Here is a 17,086-nt window from a genome sequence, read left to right as displayed (position 1 = left end):
CCGCTTACGCTTTTTAGTGTAGCGTAGGGGGTTCGCTGTCCTGGCCCCGTAGACAAAGACCCCCAACCTTAGGGATGATTGAGCCTATGGAACCGATGCGGAAGACCCTAACCCTCCCCCATATTCAACTCTCCTACTTGGAATGGTTTACAGGCCCTGAGCCTGTGCTGCTTCTGCATGGTTTAGGGGATCATGCCCGGGTCTGGTCTGATCTTGCGATCGCATTAGGCAATCGCTATCATCTGGTGGCCCTAGATATGCGAGGACATGGGGAGAGTGACAAACCCAATCAGGGATATACCTTTACCGAGTTAATGGGAGACTTGGAAGCCCTGCTAGATCATTTGGGCTGGTCTCAGGTTCATGGGATTGCCCATTCTTGGACGGCCAAGCTGCTGCCGATTTGGGCCACCACTGCCCCCCAACGTTTACACAGCATGGTTCTGGTGGACCCCTTCTATATCAACAGAATGCCTGGCTTTGTCAACTTTACCTTTCCATTGCTCTACAAGGTGTTGCCCTTTTTGCAAGGGATGGGACCGTTCCCCAGCTACGAAGCGGCAGCAGAGCAGGCTCAAAAACTCAATCAGTTTCAAGGTTGGAGTTCTCTGCAGCAGCGGGTCTTTGCAGAAGGGATTGAACAAAAAGCGGATGGTAGCTGGGGCAGTAAGTTTACGGTACCTGCCCGCAATGAAATCTTTCAGGAATCTGTGGCGGTGTCTGGCTTAACGGCCCCCATCGATATTCCAACCCTCTTGGTACAGCCAGAACAGGGAATTAATCGCCGCGCCAGCAACTTAAAAACCTACCAGACCTATCTAAAGCAGCTTCAAATCAAACGTCTGCCGGGCAACCATTGGCCGTTTTTAGTGGAAGCGGCGCACTTTAACTTAGCCGTGATCGAGTTTCTGCACTCTCTATCCAATCCTAGAGAGGGGAATGGGTAAGGGTAAGATCATTCGTGGTGGAGAATGCGATTGCAACCCACTTACACCAAACGGAACCCTCTTACTGAGGCGTACCAATAAAGGTGAACGCAGCCCAGTCTCTCGGATGAGGCTGCGTTTGCTTGACCGTTAGCATCGCCTGTCTCAGGGCTTGCGCCTTATCAGGATTCCGCTGGAGATTTTGATAAAACGCTGTCATCAGTTCTGCCGTGGCGTCATCGGGAATCGCCCAGAGAGAGACAACTAAGCTGGGGACGCCTGCTCCTAGAAAGGCCCGTGATAATCCCACCACACCATCCCCACTAATGCGGCCCCGCCCAGTGTTGCAAGCACTGAGAACGACAAGCTTGGCTTGAAGGGGTAGATTGAGAATCTCAAAAGAATGCAGCAGGCCATCGGCAGTTGTAGTAGGGGTGAGAGCGACAGCACTGCGGAGGCCCAAAGTGCTGTCGAGTAAGCCATGAGTCGCAAGATGAATCAAATCTGCTTGACGAATTTGATCCGTAATCGCCGTCTCGGTGGCCGTAGAACCAATGAGTGGCTGCGTGTTGAGGAGTTTCGCCACGGCTTTGGCTTCTTGTTCTGCCCCGGGGAGAGGAATCAGTTTTTCGAGGGGTTCACCGACCCCCAATCGCACGGTGGGCATAGTGGGATTGCCGACAATCAGTGCTTGGCTTTGCTGTAAGTCGAGGGTAGCATCGGTTTTATCTAACAGACTGAGCACCTGAATAGAGGGGGCTGACAGTAAGGTATGTTGTTCTAGCAGATATCGACCAGCGGTATCTTTCAACGCTGCAAAGGGAGCGAGATAGAGACTGCCATCTGGGACGAAGGTGACTGGCGCAGTCGGTTCTGAGGGTAATAAATCCACAATCGGGTCGATTAAGCGTTGATACAGGGTTTCTAAAGGTTGATTCTGAGCCGTTTGAGTAGGTCGAAAGGCAATTTGAGTAGCCCAATCAACGCCGCGACTGACCACACCAATGGACTGGCGACTCTTTTCGACCAGCCGTTGCAGGGACTGCGGGGAAGAAATTGCTTCTCCTAACCTGACTTGGCGAAAATGAATAATACCCGTAGGCTGAATCACCCAGATAAACAGTCGCGATTCCTGAGGACCATTGACCGTTCGGGCTGCTAGGGTCCGCGTCTCCTTTAATAGGTAGGAATATTGGACAATGGTGGTCTGCTGTTGGCGGGCAACCTGGCGCATCTGCTCTAGGGTGATGGGGGGTTGACTTTGCTGGATCAGATCCGCTGTGGCTTGGGCGCGACTCTGTTCGGCGATTAGCAATCCTTCATCGGTTCGGCCCTGATCAATCAAAATCTGCTGCAGTAGCTGGTACGCATCTTTCAATCCTTCCCGCAGATTTAAGTTGAGACTGTCTCGACTCATGGAAAAAAGATTGGCATTTTCCAACGTCTGCTGGCGAAGAGCAGTGTAGGACTGGATGGCTTGCTTAAGCGCCTGCTCTGCGGGCTGGAGCTGGCCGGCTTGCCAATAGATATACCCTAAGTTTTCCAGGGCACGGGCTTCTGAAATATCTCCATTCTTGGGTGTGGAAGCATTCACTTGCTTCAGAAGAGCAAGGCCCTGTTTTTGGGCTTGAATGGCCTGTTTGTAGTCTTGGCGCTGGGTGTAGGCCAGACTTAAATCTTCCAGGGACCAAGCTTGCCAGAACGGATCGTTAGCCTGTTTAGCCAGGTCAATATTGTTGCGGAAAAGCTTAATGGCCGCTGCTGTGTCCCCCGTTTTTTGCAAAAGGGCACCCCATTGTTTTTGGGCCACCATCTGCATCCGAGGCTGGGACTGCTGACGGACCAGACGGGTCAATTCCTCATAGGTTTTGGCAGCAGTGGAGAAATTCCCTTGAGCCTGATAGGCACTCGCGAGGGCAAGGAGAGCGTTATGGATGGCCGTCGTGTCTTTTTGCCGGCGGGCGTCGTTTAGGTTCTCCTGAAAGAGCTTGATGGCGACCTCATACTTTTTCTGAGACAAATAAATCCCTGCCAAAAAGGTGCGAGCAATTCCGGCCTGTTGGGGCTCATGCAAAGATTGAGCGAGGGGGAGATATTCTTCAAAGATTTCAAGCCCTCGCTGCTGGTTGCCCGTTGACATCTGAGCAATACCCAGCTGAAACAAAATCAGTGAGCGGGCTTTGGGAGCTGTGGGAAATGTCTGAAGTTGATTCTCAAGAAACTGAATTCCTTCTAAATCCCCGAGTTTGCTGTGGCTGCTGGCGAGTTCTTTGAGGGCGTTGCGTTCCCTGCCGCGATCGCGAATATCTCGTGCTAAATCTAATGCCTGTTGATGAAGCTGAACCGCTTGCTGATACTGACCTACGTAGCGATGGGCAATCCCGGCTCCATTTAGAATATCAACCTGCTGCCAGCGGTTTTCAGGACCTGCTTTCTGGGCTTCGATCAGTTCAGCTTCATAGGTTTGCAATCGCTGTTGGTAATAGTCTCGTAAAACGTTTGGGTCCTGGGCCAGCAGGGGTGATACGGACAATACCGATAACGATACGGCACTAAGCAAGGAGACGAGTAGACGCTTCATTGAGATGTTAGGAACATTTGGGGTGGATTAGCCTTGTTCCATGGCAGAAGCAGGACAGACTTGTACCATTTCTGGAGAAGGCTAATCTGATATTTCCCCATTTCCTTCAAGGGCTGTCTGTTGGCTCGCTCATGATAAACCGAGCCGTCAATGGAAACTGAACCCAGAAGGAAAAGTAAAAGAACGAAAGATACCAATATCGAAAGACAAAGGACAGATTATCGCCCCCAATCAAGACAATAAATACATAGTCATAGATAAACAGGGGTAAGGTTAAGTAGAGCGCTAGCCAGAAGGCGTTCTTGACGTAATCCTTGTTGCCCATTCGCTCCAAGATGATAGGGGCCAATGGAATATAGAGAATGGTGACTGCAATACAGATGGCAACCTTCGCCGTGAAGGGCCAGCTTTGGTAGTAGTCAGGTAAACCTAATAGAACGAAAAATCCCCATGTAACAAAGCTCATAAGAAGCAAGGCTAGGTGGGTTTTAGGCGTCAAAGTGGTCATATTTTTCAAGTTCACAAGACTAAGGCTGTGCCAAGGGAGCCAACTCACTATCAAGGGGAACCAGATCAATTTCCACTCGTTGGTTCAGGGCTTGAGCAATCTTTTGCAACATCGAAAGAGAAGGCCCGTCATAATCAGCAGTGAAGCGAGATCGAAGTCTGCGAACACGCTGCCATGTTGAAGGGTTGAGCAGTATTTACAGAGCCTCGTTGGCATTATCTGGTTGGTAGTTGTTTATTTCCAGCAACGCGGCGAAATGAGTAAGTAAGCAGAGAAAAGTATGTGGCGAACCACATAATTATGATCTATTCGGTCGGTGGTCGAATGGCCCCCTAGTAAACTCTTTACCACCTAAACTGACCATCAAGAGTTGAAAGATTCCAAAAATAATCAAAAGTATACCGACATACTGCAAGGGAATTCCATTCAATAACCAGTTCTCACCAAAAATGAGGCAAACCAAACCACTACCGATGCACCAGAAATCCATAAAGACATGCCCTTTTTTATAGTGTTTGGATATTGTGGCTATATCGGGTGGACGACCAGTCGTGGGTGAACGTCCATCAATCGTGAGATAGTACAGACAGCTTAAACAATTTGAGTAAATGTGAACAACACCCTTATGTTTACCAATCTGGAAAGAATAGTCCCCATCAAAGTCCTCTTTCCATGAGCTAGATGATAAATCAAGTGATTGTCCATCGACAGTAATTTTGGGCTTTCTCAGAAATGGATGATCGAGTTCTACAATATGGCCCCTATCTTCCAATTCAAACTTCCATGTTCGTTTTGTCATACTGAGAGCGAAAATATTCCAATCAATGGATGATATCGACTGCTCTGGACAACAAGAATTTATATTCAGAGCTTCTTAAATAGTTTTCCCAAAAAGCTGACTGGGCTTACATATATGCAGATCTGAAACTTGCTCAGAATGCTAATCTATTGCTTGGGTGAAAGGCAAAAAAATCTGACTTTTAATGGGGTTTTCCCCTCTAAGTTTCCAAGACCTGTAAGATTAAAGTAAATGAAGCCTCTAAGCACATCAATTGCTATTTCAATACTCTCCCCGCATTGAGAATAGCTAATAGAGAAACACCGACATCAGCAAACACAGCTTCCTATGGAGTCACGATACTTAATTGTCCCCAGGAGTAGAAATAGACTTTTGACTCCCAATACAACCCCAATGTTTTGCCAGACAATGCGGCGGGTTGTGTAAGTCATTTGGATCGTTTCTACCGCTTAAGTTGGTGTATGGGCCATATATCTCCGCATCTGCAGTTTCAATGGCTGTATCTGAGCCGATTCCCTCCATGGCAATACCCACATTGGCGCGTGCGATCGCAGGGGCGTCATTAGGGAATCGGTGCTAGTCCCATGACAAGAACCAGAGGAACGCCTGAAATATAGAGTCTAAGATCTAGCAAGCGGTCGATTAGCAAAGAAAATGGCTCAGCGAATTATTGGGTTGACAGGGGGGATTGCGACGGGGAAGTCCAGCGTTGCGGCTTATTTAGAATCTCGATATGAGCTTCCTATTTTAGATGCAGATCTCTATGCCCGGGACGCGGTGAAACCGGGGTCAGTCGCTTTGACTAATATTGTGCATCGATATGGCGCGGAGATTTTGCTTGCCAATGGACATTTGGATCGGAAGCAGTTGGGCAATATTGTCTTCAACGATAAATCGGAACGTGCTTGGTTAGAAGGGCAAATTCATCCCTATGTGCGGGAGCGAATCCTATCCACCCAGCGACAACTGGCTAATCCGGTTATTGTGACCGTGGTGCCATTGCTGTTTGAAGCGAAGCTAACGGATTTGGTCACAGAAATTTGGGTGGTCGTCTGTTCAGAAGAGCAGCAATGTCAGCGACTGATGCAGCGGGATTCTATTTCCCAGTCTCAGGCGGAGGCTAGGGTTGCCAGCCAAATGCCGATGATGGAGAAGGCAAGCCGAGGGACGGTTGTCCTCTACAACGACGCTGATTGTCCTTATCTATATGTTCAAGTGGACCAAGCAATCAACTGAGCATGGGGGCAGGGGTGGCTCCTAAAGAGCGGTTGACATGTTCCAGTTCTAGCTGCGATCAAACATCCGGTCGGGGAGGACGCGGCGGATGATATCGCCTTCATGTTCTTCTCCCTTGAGCATCCGATTCCAGTAGACCCAGGGCAAAACATGTCGTTTTAAAAACCACATGCTCGACCGTTCTTGGGTGGAGTCCAGAGGGAAGCTGGGATAAGGTTGAGCCTCGTAATCGAACTCAGCCAGGATTGTTTTGTCATACCCAGTGATTAACGGACAGCAGCTATAGCCATTGTATTGACCTGTCAGTGGAGCTTGGTTCATGTGGGACAGCAAATTCTGCACCAGTACCGGGGCTTCCCGGCGAATGGCGGCTGCGGTTTTAGATGTGGGCAGCGAAGATGCATCTCCTAAGCTAAAAATATTGGGATATCGATGATGTTGAGTGGTGTACTGATCCACATCAACCCAACCGCCTGGCCCCTCCACCGCCAGAGGGCTGTGTCTGATCACATCTGGAGCACTCATGGGCGGTGCCACATGGATCATGTCATAGGGCAAAGAGATCGTTTCTGTCTCAGTCCCATTACTCACGGCAAAGATGGCAACTTTTTCATCGGGATGAATTTCGGTCAAATTGTGCTGGGTTTTCAGATTAATGCCTTTCCGTTTGACAACGTCCATCAGCGCTGGGACATAGACATCGACCCCAAAAATTTTTCCGGTTGCAGTGCAATAGCTGATCTGGCTGTTCTGTCGGATGCCCCTACGACTAAAGGCTTCTTCCGCTAGATACATGATTTTTTGGGGCGCTCCTGCACACTTAATGGGGGTGGCGGGATAGGTAAAAATGGCATTGCCCCCTGGGAATTTTTGGATGGTTTCCCAGGTATAGGCTGCACCCCCAACGGCATAGTTGCTACAGACGCCTCCATTGCCAAGCGCTTCTGGGAGCCCTTTGATCTGATCCCAGTTGATCTGAATCCCAGGGCAAATCACCAGATAGTCATAGATAACCGGAGTGCCATGTTGAGTGTGGAGCCGATTCTGATCGGGCTCAAATTGGACGACGGTATCCTGAAGCCAGGTTACTTCCGGCGGAATGAGGGTTTGCTGAGGCTGGACGGTAGCCTCAAAAGGGATGCAGCCACCGCCGACGAGGGTCCAACCCGGTTGGTAATAGTGCTGATCAGAGGGTTCAATAATGAGGATATCGAGGGACCGCATTTGCTTCAGCAACTGAGCGGCAACCGTAATCCCTGCAGCCCCCCCGCCAACGATAACGATTTGATGGGAGATGGGAGGTTGACTAGTCTTTTCTGCAGCTGTTTGAGTCGCCGTCATTGTATTGTGTCCCTCAACTAGACATTGCGGTTATTATCCGGGATAAAGACTGCCGAGTTGCCCGGGTTACTTAATCTTTTCCATATCTCTGTTTGGATCAAATCCAGGTTTTGCTGCCATTTCGGATCCCCCTAGCCCGAAAACAGTTGCCGTTCGGTTGAGTTTGATCTTACTCAATTAAGCCGATGCCTATTTCCCTGTTATCGCAACATCCCTGGTGGTGGCCAAGGATTGAACGACTGTTTCCAAGCTAGTTGAAGAGAGATCTTGCAGTTGAATCGTCTGCTGAATATTGGAATATTGGCGATTCATCGAACGGCGATACGCTGGATCGTAGTGTTTCTCTAGCAGCGATCGCACTAATTCAGACCAAGCGCCCTCATCAATCAGCTGATGCCACGCTTGAAATTGAGCCTTACTATAACTGCGCCTCAGGAGATGGAGCTTCTCTTTTAATAGGTCTGGCTTTAGGGTGAAGTGGGCATAGTGAGTCAGCAGCCATTTGACACGGGCCGCCATAGGGACTTGGATCTCAATACAGGGTGCCTGCTTCATCTGGAGCCACAAGGCTTGAGGCACAAACCGCTCTCCAATTTTGCTGCTTTCCGCTTCAACCCAAACCGGTCGATAAGGATCAAAGGTTTGCAACACCGACAATACGTCAGACTCAAACTGTTTCTGAGACGGTTGACGGTTTCGTTCAGCTCCAAGCAACGACCCCCGATGATTAGCCAACGCCTCCAACTGTAAGATCTGGGCATCTTGGCGCGACAATCGCTCCAAAATCTCTGTTTTGGCCGTTCCCGTCAGTCCGCACACCATGCGATACGAAAAACGATACGGCAGTTGATTTAACTGTTCCCGCACATAAGCTCGATAGGTTTTATACCCACCATCCAGTAAAGTCGTTTGCCAGCCGACCTGGGTTAAAACCAAGGCCATACTCTGCGATCGCTGCCCGCCCCGCCAGCAATAGATGAGAGGATGATACGCTTTGGGTTTATCAGCAAAATGGTGGCTTAAATGGCGGGATAAATTGTGGGCAACCAAAGCAGCCCCCTGTTTCCGAGCCGCAAATGCAGAGACCTGCTTATACAACGTGCCAACGTGAGCCCGTTCCTGATTATCGAGGACAGGAAGATTGACGGCACCCGGTAGATGATCCTCCGCGAATTCAGCGGGCGATCGCACATCGATAATTTCGCTATAGGCCTGTGAACATAGATCCGTTGTAATGTTTGGGGTCAGAGGCATTCAGAGTTAGAGAAAGCTAGGCATCAGCAGGAAACGTTTTTTTGAATTCATCAATCAAGTCATCCATTTCTTCTAACGCTTGGTTGACATCGATTCTCAAGGTGCCCAGGTCGGGTTGATCGAGCAATTGTACCAACAAGCCCCGCTTGGTTTCTAAAAGGGCAATGCGATCGCGCATCGTTTGACTATCCACCACGTTATCCTCACAGCAAGCATACACAAGACTTAATAATTCTAACAATCGGATTACCCCGTTCACCCCCTAGGTCCAAAAACCGCTCTTCTCAGTCATACCGATTCAAATTGTTTAATGCTCTAGATCGTTGGACTGTCATCGTTTCAGGCAACTGCAGAGAATCTAAGCTAAGCTTACTTATGAATACGTTATCTTTGGGCATTCGCTGTGCTTCGACGTTCAACTCTGTTCTCTCTATGCCTGGCGGCTAGTCTAGGTGCAATTTCACCGCCCGCTCTGGGACAAGCAGTAGCACCTCGCATCCTCAAATTGGATTCTAAACAGCTCGAAAAAACGGGTTTAGTTCTGTTCAAAGAGGCTGTCTATCTCAGTCAATTTCAGCAAGTTGAACCTGCCCTTGCCCGGGTAAAGTTAGCCACTCAGTTAGCACCCAAGTCTGCAGATGCATGGGCATTACTGGGGGGGCTATATCTCAATCAAAAGCAAGTTGATAAAGGCATTTCAGCCTTAGAAAAATCCCGAACCCTTAATGCTAAAAATGCTGGCGTTCACTTCAGCTTAGGCGCAGCCTACTTTGGTGAGGAAAAATATGAACAGGCTGCCCAACTGTTAACGATGGGGCTGAAGATTAAGCCCGATGTGCCCGAGGCACTGTTTGATCTAGGAAATACCTATTACAAAATGGGTAAATTGAAAGAGGCCATTAAACAGTACGAGAAGTCCCTGGATCAGAACCAAAAGTTTTGGCCTGCCATCAATAACATTGGCTTAGTGCACTATGAAAATGGGAATATTGGCCGTGCCATCAAGCAGTGGGAAGCTGCGATAGCCATTGATGCAAAGTCAGGAGAACCGAAGCTTGCCCTTGCTGTGGCTACCTATGTTGAGGGCAAGAAAGAAGAAGGCTTATCCCTCGCGAAGTCAGCCCTGCAGCTAGATGGCCGCTATGGCAAGGTCTCGTTCTTAGAAGAGAATCTATGGGGAGAAAAGCTCATTGCCGATACCAAAGTCGTATTTGCAACGCCAGAAATGCAGGCCACATTAAGTGAGTTGGATGTTGAATCGGATGACGGTTCTTCAGCTAGTTCCTCTACCGAGGAGCCGACCAACCCTTAATTTCTTTCGGCTGTTTAACATGATTTCTTGCACCTTTTTAAACGTAGCGTTGTGGCAGATTTAGGTATTTTCCATCCAACCGATCTCACCGTCGAAGACGCTCAGTACGTCAGTCGATTGAATACGCCTTTCCGCCTGCGAACCCTGAAACAAAAGGATTTGACTGACGTCGCAGCCCTATTGAGTTATTGCTTCTATCCCCAGGAAGGCTGGAAGTCCTGGTTTAACCCGCTGATGCAAATGGGCATCTCCCACGATCTCCAGTCCCGCTATAGTGTGCGAACGATGCCCTATACCAGTCTAATCGGGGCTCAAATTGTCCATCGCTCCACCCCAAAATTAATCGGTACGGTTGAGGTAGCCTTAAAGTCGCTGTCGCCGTGGATGCCCTTTTCCCCAGGGGTTCCCTATATTTCAAATTTGGCGGTCTTGCCTCAGAGCCGCCGCCAAGGTGTGGGGAAACAACTCTTGTTCGCCTGCGAAGAGTTGGTGCGCCAGTGGGAGTACAATCGCATCTACCTTCATGTTCTGGATGACAATACCCCTGCTCGCCGCCTCTATGCCAAAGCTGGATACTACCGAGTAGACAGTCCTGTCCACTGGTCTGGCCTCCTGTTTGGACAATCGAACCGCTTACTCCTATGCAAGAGCCTTTAAGGCTTCGTGACATCAGAGTCAATAGGTTATAGGTGTGCTGTCCCCCCGATGCGGTTTCTACGCTGTGGGTCTGGGTTTGCCTAACTATGCTATGGCCACACCTCACAGTCGGTTTCTTTTACACTTTGAAATGGGCTGAAAAGCTTGTGGAGCCAGAGAAATCTTAATGATCTTTGGGCCGTCATTCGTTTGGGCCAGTTTTATCCAGAAAAAAGTGTGATCATCTATGCTGTTGCAACCCGATCAAAGAACCAAGTTAGACGATACTGACGATATTCAGTTTTATGGTTATCCTCGGTTTGTCACTCATGTTGATGCAGGTTTTATCCGACAGTTGACCGATCTCTATCGGCAGCATCTTCAGCCCGGTTTTACGATCCTCGATTTAATGAGTAGTTGGGTCTCTCACTTACCGGAAGAGATTGAGTTTGCCAAGGTGGTGGGCCACGGTTTGAATGCTGAAGAACTGGCTAAAAACCCTCGATTAGATGACTTCTATGTCCAGAATCTTAATCAAAACCTCCAGCTCCCCCATGACGATCGCACTTTTGATGCCGTCGTGATCGCCGTGTCCGTGCAGTACCTGCAGTACCCGGAAGCTATTTTCAGTGAAATTCATCGGGTTCTTAAACCTAACGGCGTCGTCATTGTTAGCTTCTCCAACCGAATGTTCTATCAAAAAGCCATTCAGGCTTGGCGAGAGCGAACGGACCACCAACGTCTTCAGCTTGTGCAGTCTTATTTTAGCGCTGTGAAAGGCATGGGTCCTCCTCAGCTCATTGCCAACGATCCTCCTCAATCTTCGCTATTGTCATGGATGGGGCTGGGGGGAGGCGATCCTTTTTTTGCAGTCGTTAAGCAACGACTCTCCTCATCCGCCCAGGAATGTTCAATGAACGGGGTGAGCGGTCAGTCCGTTTAAAATCTCCTTACAATTGAGGAAAGCCCCTAGCAAAAAATTCCTAGGGGCAGCTATGGCTTATCAACTTACTCAGGATGCCCATTTTCAGATGCTTGCGGAGCGTTGGAGCAGAAAAAAACAAATCAGCATATCAACTTTTTTTGATATCTTTGCCTGACATGCATTGAATATCCGTGGTCGGGGAGCGATGCGTGTAACTATAGCGACCTCAATTGGTCGTTTACGTCTAACGTTGGAACCATGCAGTCAGCGCAACTGCTAATGCATCCGATGCATCGTCTGGTCGAGGCAAAGTACTGAGTTTGAGTTCCCGGGCAACAGCCACCTGTACATCCTCCTTATTGGCGGCACCGTATCCGGTCAAGGCCAGTTTAATTTGGGCAGGCGTATATTCGATCACTGGCAACTGATGCTGGGCTAAAACCAGCATAACTACCCCACGGGCCTGGGCGACCAGGATGGTATTTCCCATCCGATAGAAAAAGAGCTTTTCTAAGGCAACCAAATCTGGCTTTTGATCCGTGAGGACTTGGTGCAAGTCTTCATAAATGGTCTGCAAGCGTTTCCCAACATCGGTTTTAGCCGGAGTTTGGATGATGCCATAATCCAGCAGTTCAAGGGTGTTGTGATCCGCTCTGATGGAGCCAAATCCAAGAGATGCTAATCCTGGATCGATCCCCAATATACGCTTCGTCACAGTTTGTGGGGCATTTCCTCAGTAATCATCCGGTCGAAGGCACGCGATTAAAACGGGCCTAGAAGAGAATTCTCTCATGGGAGACATCAAGAAATTGGCTAGGATCTTTATAATAGTAGGACGCTATGGGTGGGTTCAGCGTTGATTGGCCTGTTTGTCGGTTTACCCCTTTATGTTCTATTGATCTTTTATCCAATCGTTAGAAACCAGAATGACTCTTCTTCTTTTTTCAAACCTTGTTTCTGTGCAGAATCCTCTGGTTGCTGGTTTCTTTTTACCCATTGACGGTTTGTTCTCAACCCAAGGGGTCATGGTGATGCTTTTGGTTGCTTACGCGGGCGCCATGTGGATGTTTCTATCCAGTGCACCCAAGGTTCACACGCTAATGGTGTCGGACTTGGAGGTAGCTCGACAATTCTTTGAGGGAGAGCTGCAACTTCGAACCGCTGAGGTGCCGCTGCACTACTATTACAACTATGAACAAACCTTAGGATTATCGGGTATTGACCCGATGTATATGTCCACTGAATTAGGAAGGCCAGCGATGCAGCAGTTTGGTGGAACAGATGGATTTTGGTATCAACTCAAAAAAAATGTGCAGCTTCACGTGATCGGAGGGGCGAGCATTGGTGACAAAAATCGCCAGCGCCATGTTTGCTTTGATCATGATTGCCTAGAGCAAATTTTGATCAAGGTTCAAACTCGCTATGTGAAATATAAGATTCGACGGGAAAAACCTCTAAACTTTTTAGTGAAGACCTATGAAGGTTCTGTCATCGAATTTGCTGAAGTTTCAAATTAGGCGTAAGTAATGACCCTACCCTGGCAATCCGTCAAATCGTATCAGGATATCCTCTATCACAAAGCTGACGGTATTGCCAAAATCACTATCAATAGGCCCCATAAGCGCAATGCGTTCCGGCCCCAAACCGTTTTTGAACTTTACGATGCGTTTATTGATGCTCGTGAAGATCCTTCCCTTGGCGTCATTCTATTAACAGGAGCAGGCCCCCATACGGATGGTAAATATGCCTTTTGTTCGGGTGGGGATCAAAGCGTTAGACAATCTGCAGGATATGTGGGCGAAGATGGTGTACCTCGCCTGAACGTCCTTGATCTACAGCGCTTGATCCGCTCGATTCCCAAAGTTGTGATTGCTCTGGTGGCGGGCTATGCCATTGGCGGCGGCCATGTGCTCCATTTGATCTGTGATTTGTCTATTGCCGCTGAGAACGCTGTGTTTGGACAGACTGGACCGAAGGTCGGCAGTTTTGATGCAGGCTTTGGCGCCAGCTATCTGGCTAGGGTGGTTGGACAAAAGAGAGCCCGAGAAATTTGGTTTTTATGTCGGCAATATGATGCTCAGGCTGCTCTAGATATGGGGTTAGTGAACACCGTGGTGCCCGTGAGTGAGTTGGAAGCTGAGGGCGTGCGATGGGCACAAGAAATTCTGCAGAAAAGCCCGCTGGCCATTAGATGCCTTAAAGCTGCCTTCAATGCAGACTGCGATGGTCAGGCCGGCTTGCAAGAGCTTGCGGGGAATGCCACGTTGTTGTTCTATATGAACGAAGAAAGTGCTGAAGGGAAGAATGCCTTTTTAGAAAAGCGTGATCCCGATTTTCGCCAGTTTCCTTGGCGTCCCTAGTTCCCTCAAAAGGGATTTTCGCCATTCTGCCGTTATCAGGCTCTTCCCTCGGAAACGGATAAAAACAACAACCGGGAGAAATATCTTCTCCCGGTTGCCTAGTGTAGGGTTGATGTTATTTAAGTTGATCGAGAGATCAACACTAGATTAAATGAGCAATTTATAGAGTGATAAGAACTAAGACAGGGATTTAAGCAGTTGGGGCTAAAACTCGGGGAGTGGATGTGGCCTCAAGACCGTAAGTTGCTATAGATTCGGGGTGATGACTCATGGATATGACTTCCATAGCAGAGGAAAAACTCGGGATCATCAGAGAACAAGCTTTCCACTCTCCACGAACTGGAGCCCCGAGCCTCTGGCAATGGCCACCTCGTCTTCCTTCAGGGGAATAATGTTGACAATAGCGGCAAGCAAAGGAGGGAGAACTCAAAGTATTCATAGAGTGTGTTGAAAATTAGTAATTTAACAAACAGAAAAGCTTCGTAATTTTTTTTAATAAATTTAGAAGCCTGCTCCTTCAGCTAAGAAAGAATTTCTGCCTAGGTTATTTCCCTTTTTATATTATGTTTCCCAATTTGTGGAATAGATGCTCTGAAGGGCCTAAAAAACCTTTAAGGGCAAGCTGTTAACTGATCCCCATCCCTAAAGACTGCATTTACATTTTCTTTATGTTTTCCAAGGGGAGACCGAAAAAAAACGTCAATACTAAACCATGAAGGATGTAAATGAACGGCGGGGCTTAGCTTTCGCTGAGAAAAATAATTTAGAAAAAGGACTTATCGGCAAAAAATCGCTAAACCTAAATATGGGATAAAGGCTAATGCAAAACAAAGATAATTGCTTTAACTCTATCTTTGTATAAATTCGCAAAACTTATGGTCAATTTGGATACTAATTAAGTCAAGTTCGAGGGCAGAACAATGTAAATAAATATTTAATGCCTTAGAGTACGGATTAGCAGGAACCCCAAATGAAAATTGTCAGTTGGAATGTCAATTCGATTCGAACACGCTTGGACCAGGTCTTGGACTGGCTGTATCCCCAATCAGTTGATGTCTTGTGTTTGCAGGAAACCAAGGTCGTGGATGAGGACTTTCCCCGCGTTCCGTTCTTGGACGAGGGATATCAGGTTTACGTTTCAGGCCAAAAAGCCTATAACGGCGTAGCTCTGGTGAGTCGCTCAGCACTATCTGAGGTAAGTAGCGGTTTTTCGCCTCTATTAGAGAATGATCAGGCTCAAAAGTTCGATCAGCAGAAGCGCCTCATTACGGGGATCATTGCTCCGGGGGTAAGAATTTTGAATCTCTACGTCCCCAATGGTTCTGAAGTGGGGAGTGATAAATATATCTATAAGCTGGAATGGCTGGCATTACTGCATGACTATATTGAGCAATTACGTTCTCAAGGGCCAACTCATTTGCTGGTGTGTGGTGATTTTAATATTGCTTTGGAGGACCGGGATATCCATGATTCCTCTAATCGGGCAAACCATATCATGGCAACTGATGCAGAACGGCAGGCTTTACAAACGATCTTGGACCTCGGATTGCAGGATGCTTTTCGCAAGTTCAATGCTGAGTCTGGTCAATTTAGCTGGTGGAATTATCGAGCAGGAGCTTTCCCAAAAAACTTAGGGTGGCGTATTGATCATCACTATCTGACTCCAGCGCTCTATAAAAGCGCTCAAGCCTGCACGATCGATGTTGCCCCCCGGAGATTGCCAAAACCGAGTGACCATGCCCCAGTCGTCGTTGAGATTGATACAACCCACCTTAACTAAGAGGTTGCAGGCTTTAGGTATTGCAAGGCAGGAGGATTTGTAGCCAAGCACCGCCCGTTTGGGGATGATTGCGGGCTCGAATGGTGCCGCCGTGAGCAAGAATGATTTGCTGTGCGATCGCAAGTCCCAATCCACTTCCCCCTTGGGATGTGGCAGTCGCCGGTAGTTCAGGCTCAGAACCAGAGACGAGGATAGAGGTGGCAGTAGGTTCCAAGCTAGAGCTGGATTGACGTTCAAGGAGCTCAGACTGGTTAAGGGAAAAGGTGCTCCGTACTCGAGAGGGATCAGAACGATAGAACCGCTTAAAAACATGGGGAAGCACTTCTGCCGAGAAGCCTGAGCCGGTGTCAATAATGTCAATACATAGCCATTGATTCGGTTCTCCAGGTTGGGGAGAAGCAGTTTCCGTCTCCACCTGAACAAGAATCGGTTGATCGATGGGACTATGTTTGATGGCATTATCTAAAAGATTCAGAAACACGCGATACAACCGATTCTTGTCAACTTCCAAGATGAAATCCTCTAAGCCTTGGTAAAACAGCGATAAATTACGTTGTTGGGCCAGGGGTTCTAGATTCAGCCAAGCTTTGTGAATCAAGCTGGGAACGTTGATGGATTGGCGTTGTAGTGTTTGGGCCTGATTAAAGGTGATTCGACTCAGTTCTAATAAGTCCTTGACCAGATCGCTTAAGCGAATGACTTCCTGCAGCAGTCGATCAATATGAGTTCGATGTTGCCAGCTCACCTGCTGCTCTAGGGTTTCGACCATCAGTCGGATCGACGTTAAGGGGGTTTTGAGTTCATGGGCAACATCTGACGTCCAGCGATCGCGATCATCTGCTAGGTTTTTCGCTTCTGTTCGATCTTCGATAAAGACCCCCACATGTCCTTTCGGTAAGGGAATGCCAACAGCGCGCAGCGGTTTTTCCTGGGAACGCTCTGAGTGATGCAGGTTCCAATCGATCTGATGTTCCTGCTGATGGGTCCGCACCTGACGAATTAGCTGATCGAGTTCCAGGGATCTCACGACTTCCAAGAGTAGACAATTCGGTAGAGTTTCCCATGAGCGATGGTGGATGGAGAGGAGATCACATGCCCGTTCATTGATCCAATACAGGTTATCCACCCCGTTCACTTGTAAATAGCCAATCGGCGACCGATAGAGGACATCTTGCCAGCCCAGGATCTCCTGCTCGTTGCGTTGGAGTTCATCTTGCAAGGCATGAGTGACCCGAGACAGTCGGCTTAGTGGGGAAAGCGCCGACTGATAGTGTTCACTCGGTAAAGCATGAATGATTTGTTCTAGACGGTCATTATAGCGGTGGGCAAATATTGCCAGTAGTCCGAGACCGCAGCCTAACCCTACTAGAAACCATACCAATTCCACAAATCTCTCCGGTGTGTCAGCCTGAGTCTACCCCCAATGGA

At 48.3% G+C, this 17,086-nt stretch carries 16 protein-coding genes and 1 pseudogene; 8 read left to right on the top strand and 9 right to left on the bottom strand.

Translation table 11 applies throughout. From position 1 onward, the window contains the following. The first annotated feature begins 86 nt into the window (after positions 1 to 86). On the top strand, positions 87 to 947 hold the full coding sequence (locus Q0991_RS07865; protein WP_366524920.1) for an alpha/beta hydrolase: 861 nt from the start codon (positions 87 to 89) through the stop codon (positions 945 to 947). A gap of 61 nt (positions 948 to 1,008) precedes the next feature. On the opposite strand, the gene Q0991_RS07860 is transcribed toward Q0991_RS07865, so the two are convergent. The 4 genes and pseudogenes from Q0991_RS07860 to Q0991_RS25115 all read right to left on the bottom strand — a co-directional run. Next, on the bottom strand, positions 1,009 to 3,507 hold the full coding sequence (locus tag Q0991_RS07860) for a CHAT domain-containing tetratricopeptide repeat protein (protein WP_299487094.1): 2,499 nt from the start codon (positions 3,505 to 3,507) through the stop codon (positions 1,009 to 1,011). Positions 3,508 to 3,613: 106 nt separating this feature from the next. Further along, a complete protein-coding gene (locus Q0991_RS07855) occupies positions 3,614 to 3,973 on the bottom strand; it encodes a hypothetical protein (protein WP_299487092.1) in 360 nt (119 codons plus the stop codon). A gap of 340 nt (positions 3,974 to 4,313) precedes the next feature. Beyond that, positions 4,314 to 4,814 (bottom strand): hypothetical protein, encoded by a 501-nt coding sequence (locus Q0991_RS07850; RefSeq protein ID WP_299487089.1) that lies wholly within the window; start codon positions 4,812 to 4,814, stop codon positions 4,314 to 4,316. Positions 4,815 to 5,070: 256 nt separating this feature from the next. After that, positions 5,071 to 5,378: pseudogene (locus Q0991_RS25115) on the bottom strand (heavy metal translocating P-type ATPase); the annotation flags it as partial. A 90-nt stretch (positions 5,379 to 5,468) separates the two neighbouring features. Here Q0991_RS25115 and coaE point away from each other — a divergent pair. Beyond that, positions 5,469 to 6,050 (top strand): dephospho-CoA kinase, encoded by a 582-nt coding sequence (gene coaE, locus Q0991_RS07840; protein ID WP_299487087.1) that lies wholly within the window; start codon positions 5,469 to 5,471, stop codon positions 6,048 to 6,050. A 48-nt stretch (positions 6,051 to 6,098) separates the two neighbouring features. On the opposite strand, the gene Q0991_RS07835 is transcribed toward coaE, so the two are convergent. The 3 genes from Q0991_RS07835 to Q0991_RS07825 all read right to left on the bottom strand — a co-directional run bounded on the left by Q0991_RS07835 (position 6,099) and on the right by Q0991_RS07825 (position 8,838). Beyond that, entirely contained in the window at positions 6,099 to 7,391 is a 1,293-nt protein-coding gene (locus tag Q0991_RS07835; RefSeq protein ID WP_299487084.1) for an FAD/NAD(P)-binding oxidoreductase, read from the bottom strand. Between the two features lie 189 nt (positions 7,392 to 7,580). Further along, entirely contained in the window at positions 7,581 to 8,645 is a 1,065-nt protein-coding gene (gene mnmH / locus Q0991_RS07830; protein WP_299487082.1) for a tRNA 2-selenouridine(34) synthase MnmH, read from the bottom strand. Positions 8,646 to 8,661: 16 nt separating this feature from the next. Continuing rightward, the gene (locus Q0991_RS07825; RefSeq protein ID WP_299487080.1) at positions 8,662 to 8,838 is read right to left on the bottom strand and encodes a hypothetical protein; all 177 of its coding nucleotides are present in this window, start codon (positions 8,836 to 8,838) and stop codon (positions 8,662 to 8,664) included. Between the two features lie 210 nt (positions 8,839 to 9,048). Here Q0991_RS07825 and Q0991_RS07820 point away from each other — a divergent pair, with 210 nt between their 5' ends. From Q0991_RS07820 to Q0991_RS07810, 3 genes are all read left to right on the top strand, one after another. Beyond that, entirely contained in the window at positions 9,049 to 9,957 is a 909-nt protein-coding gene (locus tag Q0991_RS07820) for a tetratricopeptide repeat protein (protein WP_299487078.1), read from the top strand. Between the two features lie 27 nt (positions 9,958 to 9,984). Continuing rightward, positions 9,985 to 10,614 (top strand): GNAT family N-acetyltransferase, encoded by a 630-nt coding sequence (locus tag Q0991_RS07815; protein WP_299487077.1) that lies wholly within the window; start codon positions 9,985 to 9,987, stop codon positions 10,612 to 10,614. A 226-nt stretch (positions 10,615 to 10,840) separates the two neighbouring features. After that, positions 10,841 to 11,536, top strand: coding sequence for a methyltransferase domain-containing protein (locus Q0991_RS07810; RefSeq protein WP_299487075.1), 696 nt, complete (start codon positions 10,841 to 10,843; stop codon positions 11,534 to 11,536). A gap of 226 nt (positions 11,537 to 11,762) precedes the next feature. Here Q0991_RS07810 and ruvC read toward each other — a convergent pair whose 3' ends face one another. Next, the gene (ruvC, locus tag Q0991_RS07805) at positions 11,763 to 12,233 is read right to left on the bottom strand and encodes a crossover junction endodeoxyribonuclease RuvC (protein WP_299487073.1); all 471 of its coding nucleotides are present in this window, start codon (positions 12,231 to 12,233) and stop codon (positions 11,763 to 11,765) included. 211 nt (positions 12,234 to 12,444) lie between these two features. On the opposite strand from ruvC, the gene Q0991_RS07800 reads away from it, so the two are divergent. The 3 genes from Q0991_RS07800 to xth all read left to right on the top strand — a co-directional run bounded on the left by Q0991_RS07800 (position 12,445) and on the right by xth (position 15,658). Beyond that, positions 12,445 to 13,035 carry a glyoxalase-like domain protein gene (locus Q0991_RS07800; protein ID WP_299487071.1) on the top strand — a complete coding sequence of 197 codons (591 nt, stop codon included), beginning with the start codon at positions 12,445 to 12,447 and terminating at the stop codon, positions 13,033 to 13,035. 9 nt (positions 13,036 to 13,044) lie between these two features. Continuing rightward, on the top strand, positions 13,045 to 13,878 hold the full coding sequence (menB, locus tag Q0991_RS07795; protein WP_299487069.1) for a 1,4-dihydroxy-2-naphthoyl-CoA synthase: 834 nt from the start codon (positions 13,045 to 13,047) through the stop codon (positions 13,876 to 13,878). Between the two features lie 970 nt (positions 13,879 to 14,848). Beyond that, positions 14,849 to 15,658: an exodeoxyribonuclease III gene (gene xth / locus Q0991_RS07790; RefSeq protein ID WP_299487067.1), complete on the top strand. Its 810-nt coding sequence runs from the start codon at positions 14,849 to 14,851 to the stop codon at positions 15,656 to 15,658. Between the two features lie 13 nt (positions 15,659 to 15,671). Here the strand turns inward: xth and Q0991_RS07785 are convergent, their stop codons facing one another. Then, entirely contained in the window at positions 15,672 to 17,045 is a 1,374-nt protein-coding gene (locus tag Q0991_RS07785; RefSeq protein WP_299487064.1) for a HAMP domain-containing sensor histidine kinase, read from the bottom strand. Positions 17,046 to 17,086: the final 41 nt, after the last annotated feature.

Origin of the sequence: Acaryochloris sp. IP29b_bin.137, from assembly GCF_028285745.1 — a bacterium.
Taxonomy (GTDB): domain Bacteria; phylum Cyanobacteriota; class Cyanobacteriia; order Thermosynechococcales; family Thermosynechococcaceae; genus Acaryochloris.
The sequence above is the reverse complement of the archived record's forward strand: the minus strand, read 5'-3'. Positions and strand labels throughout refer to the sequence as shown.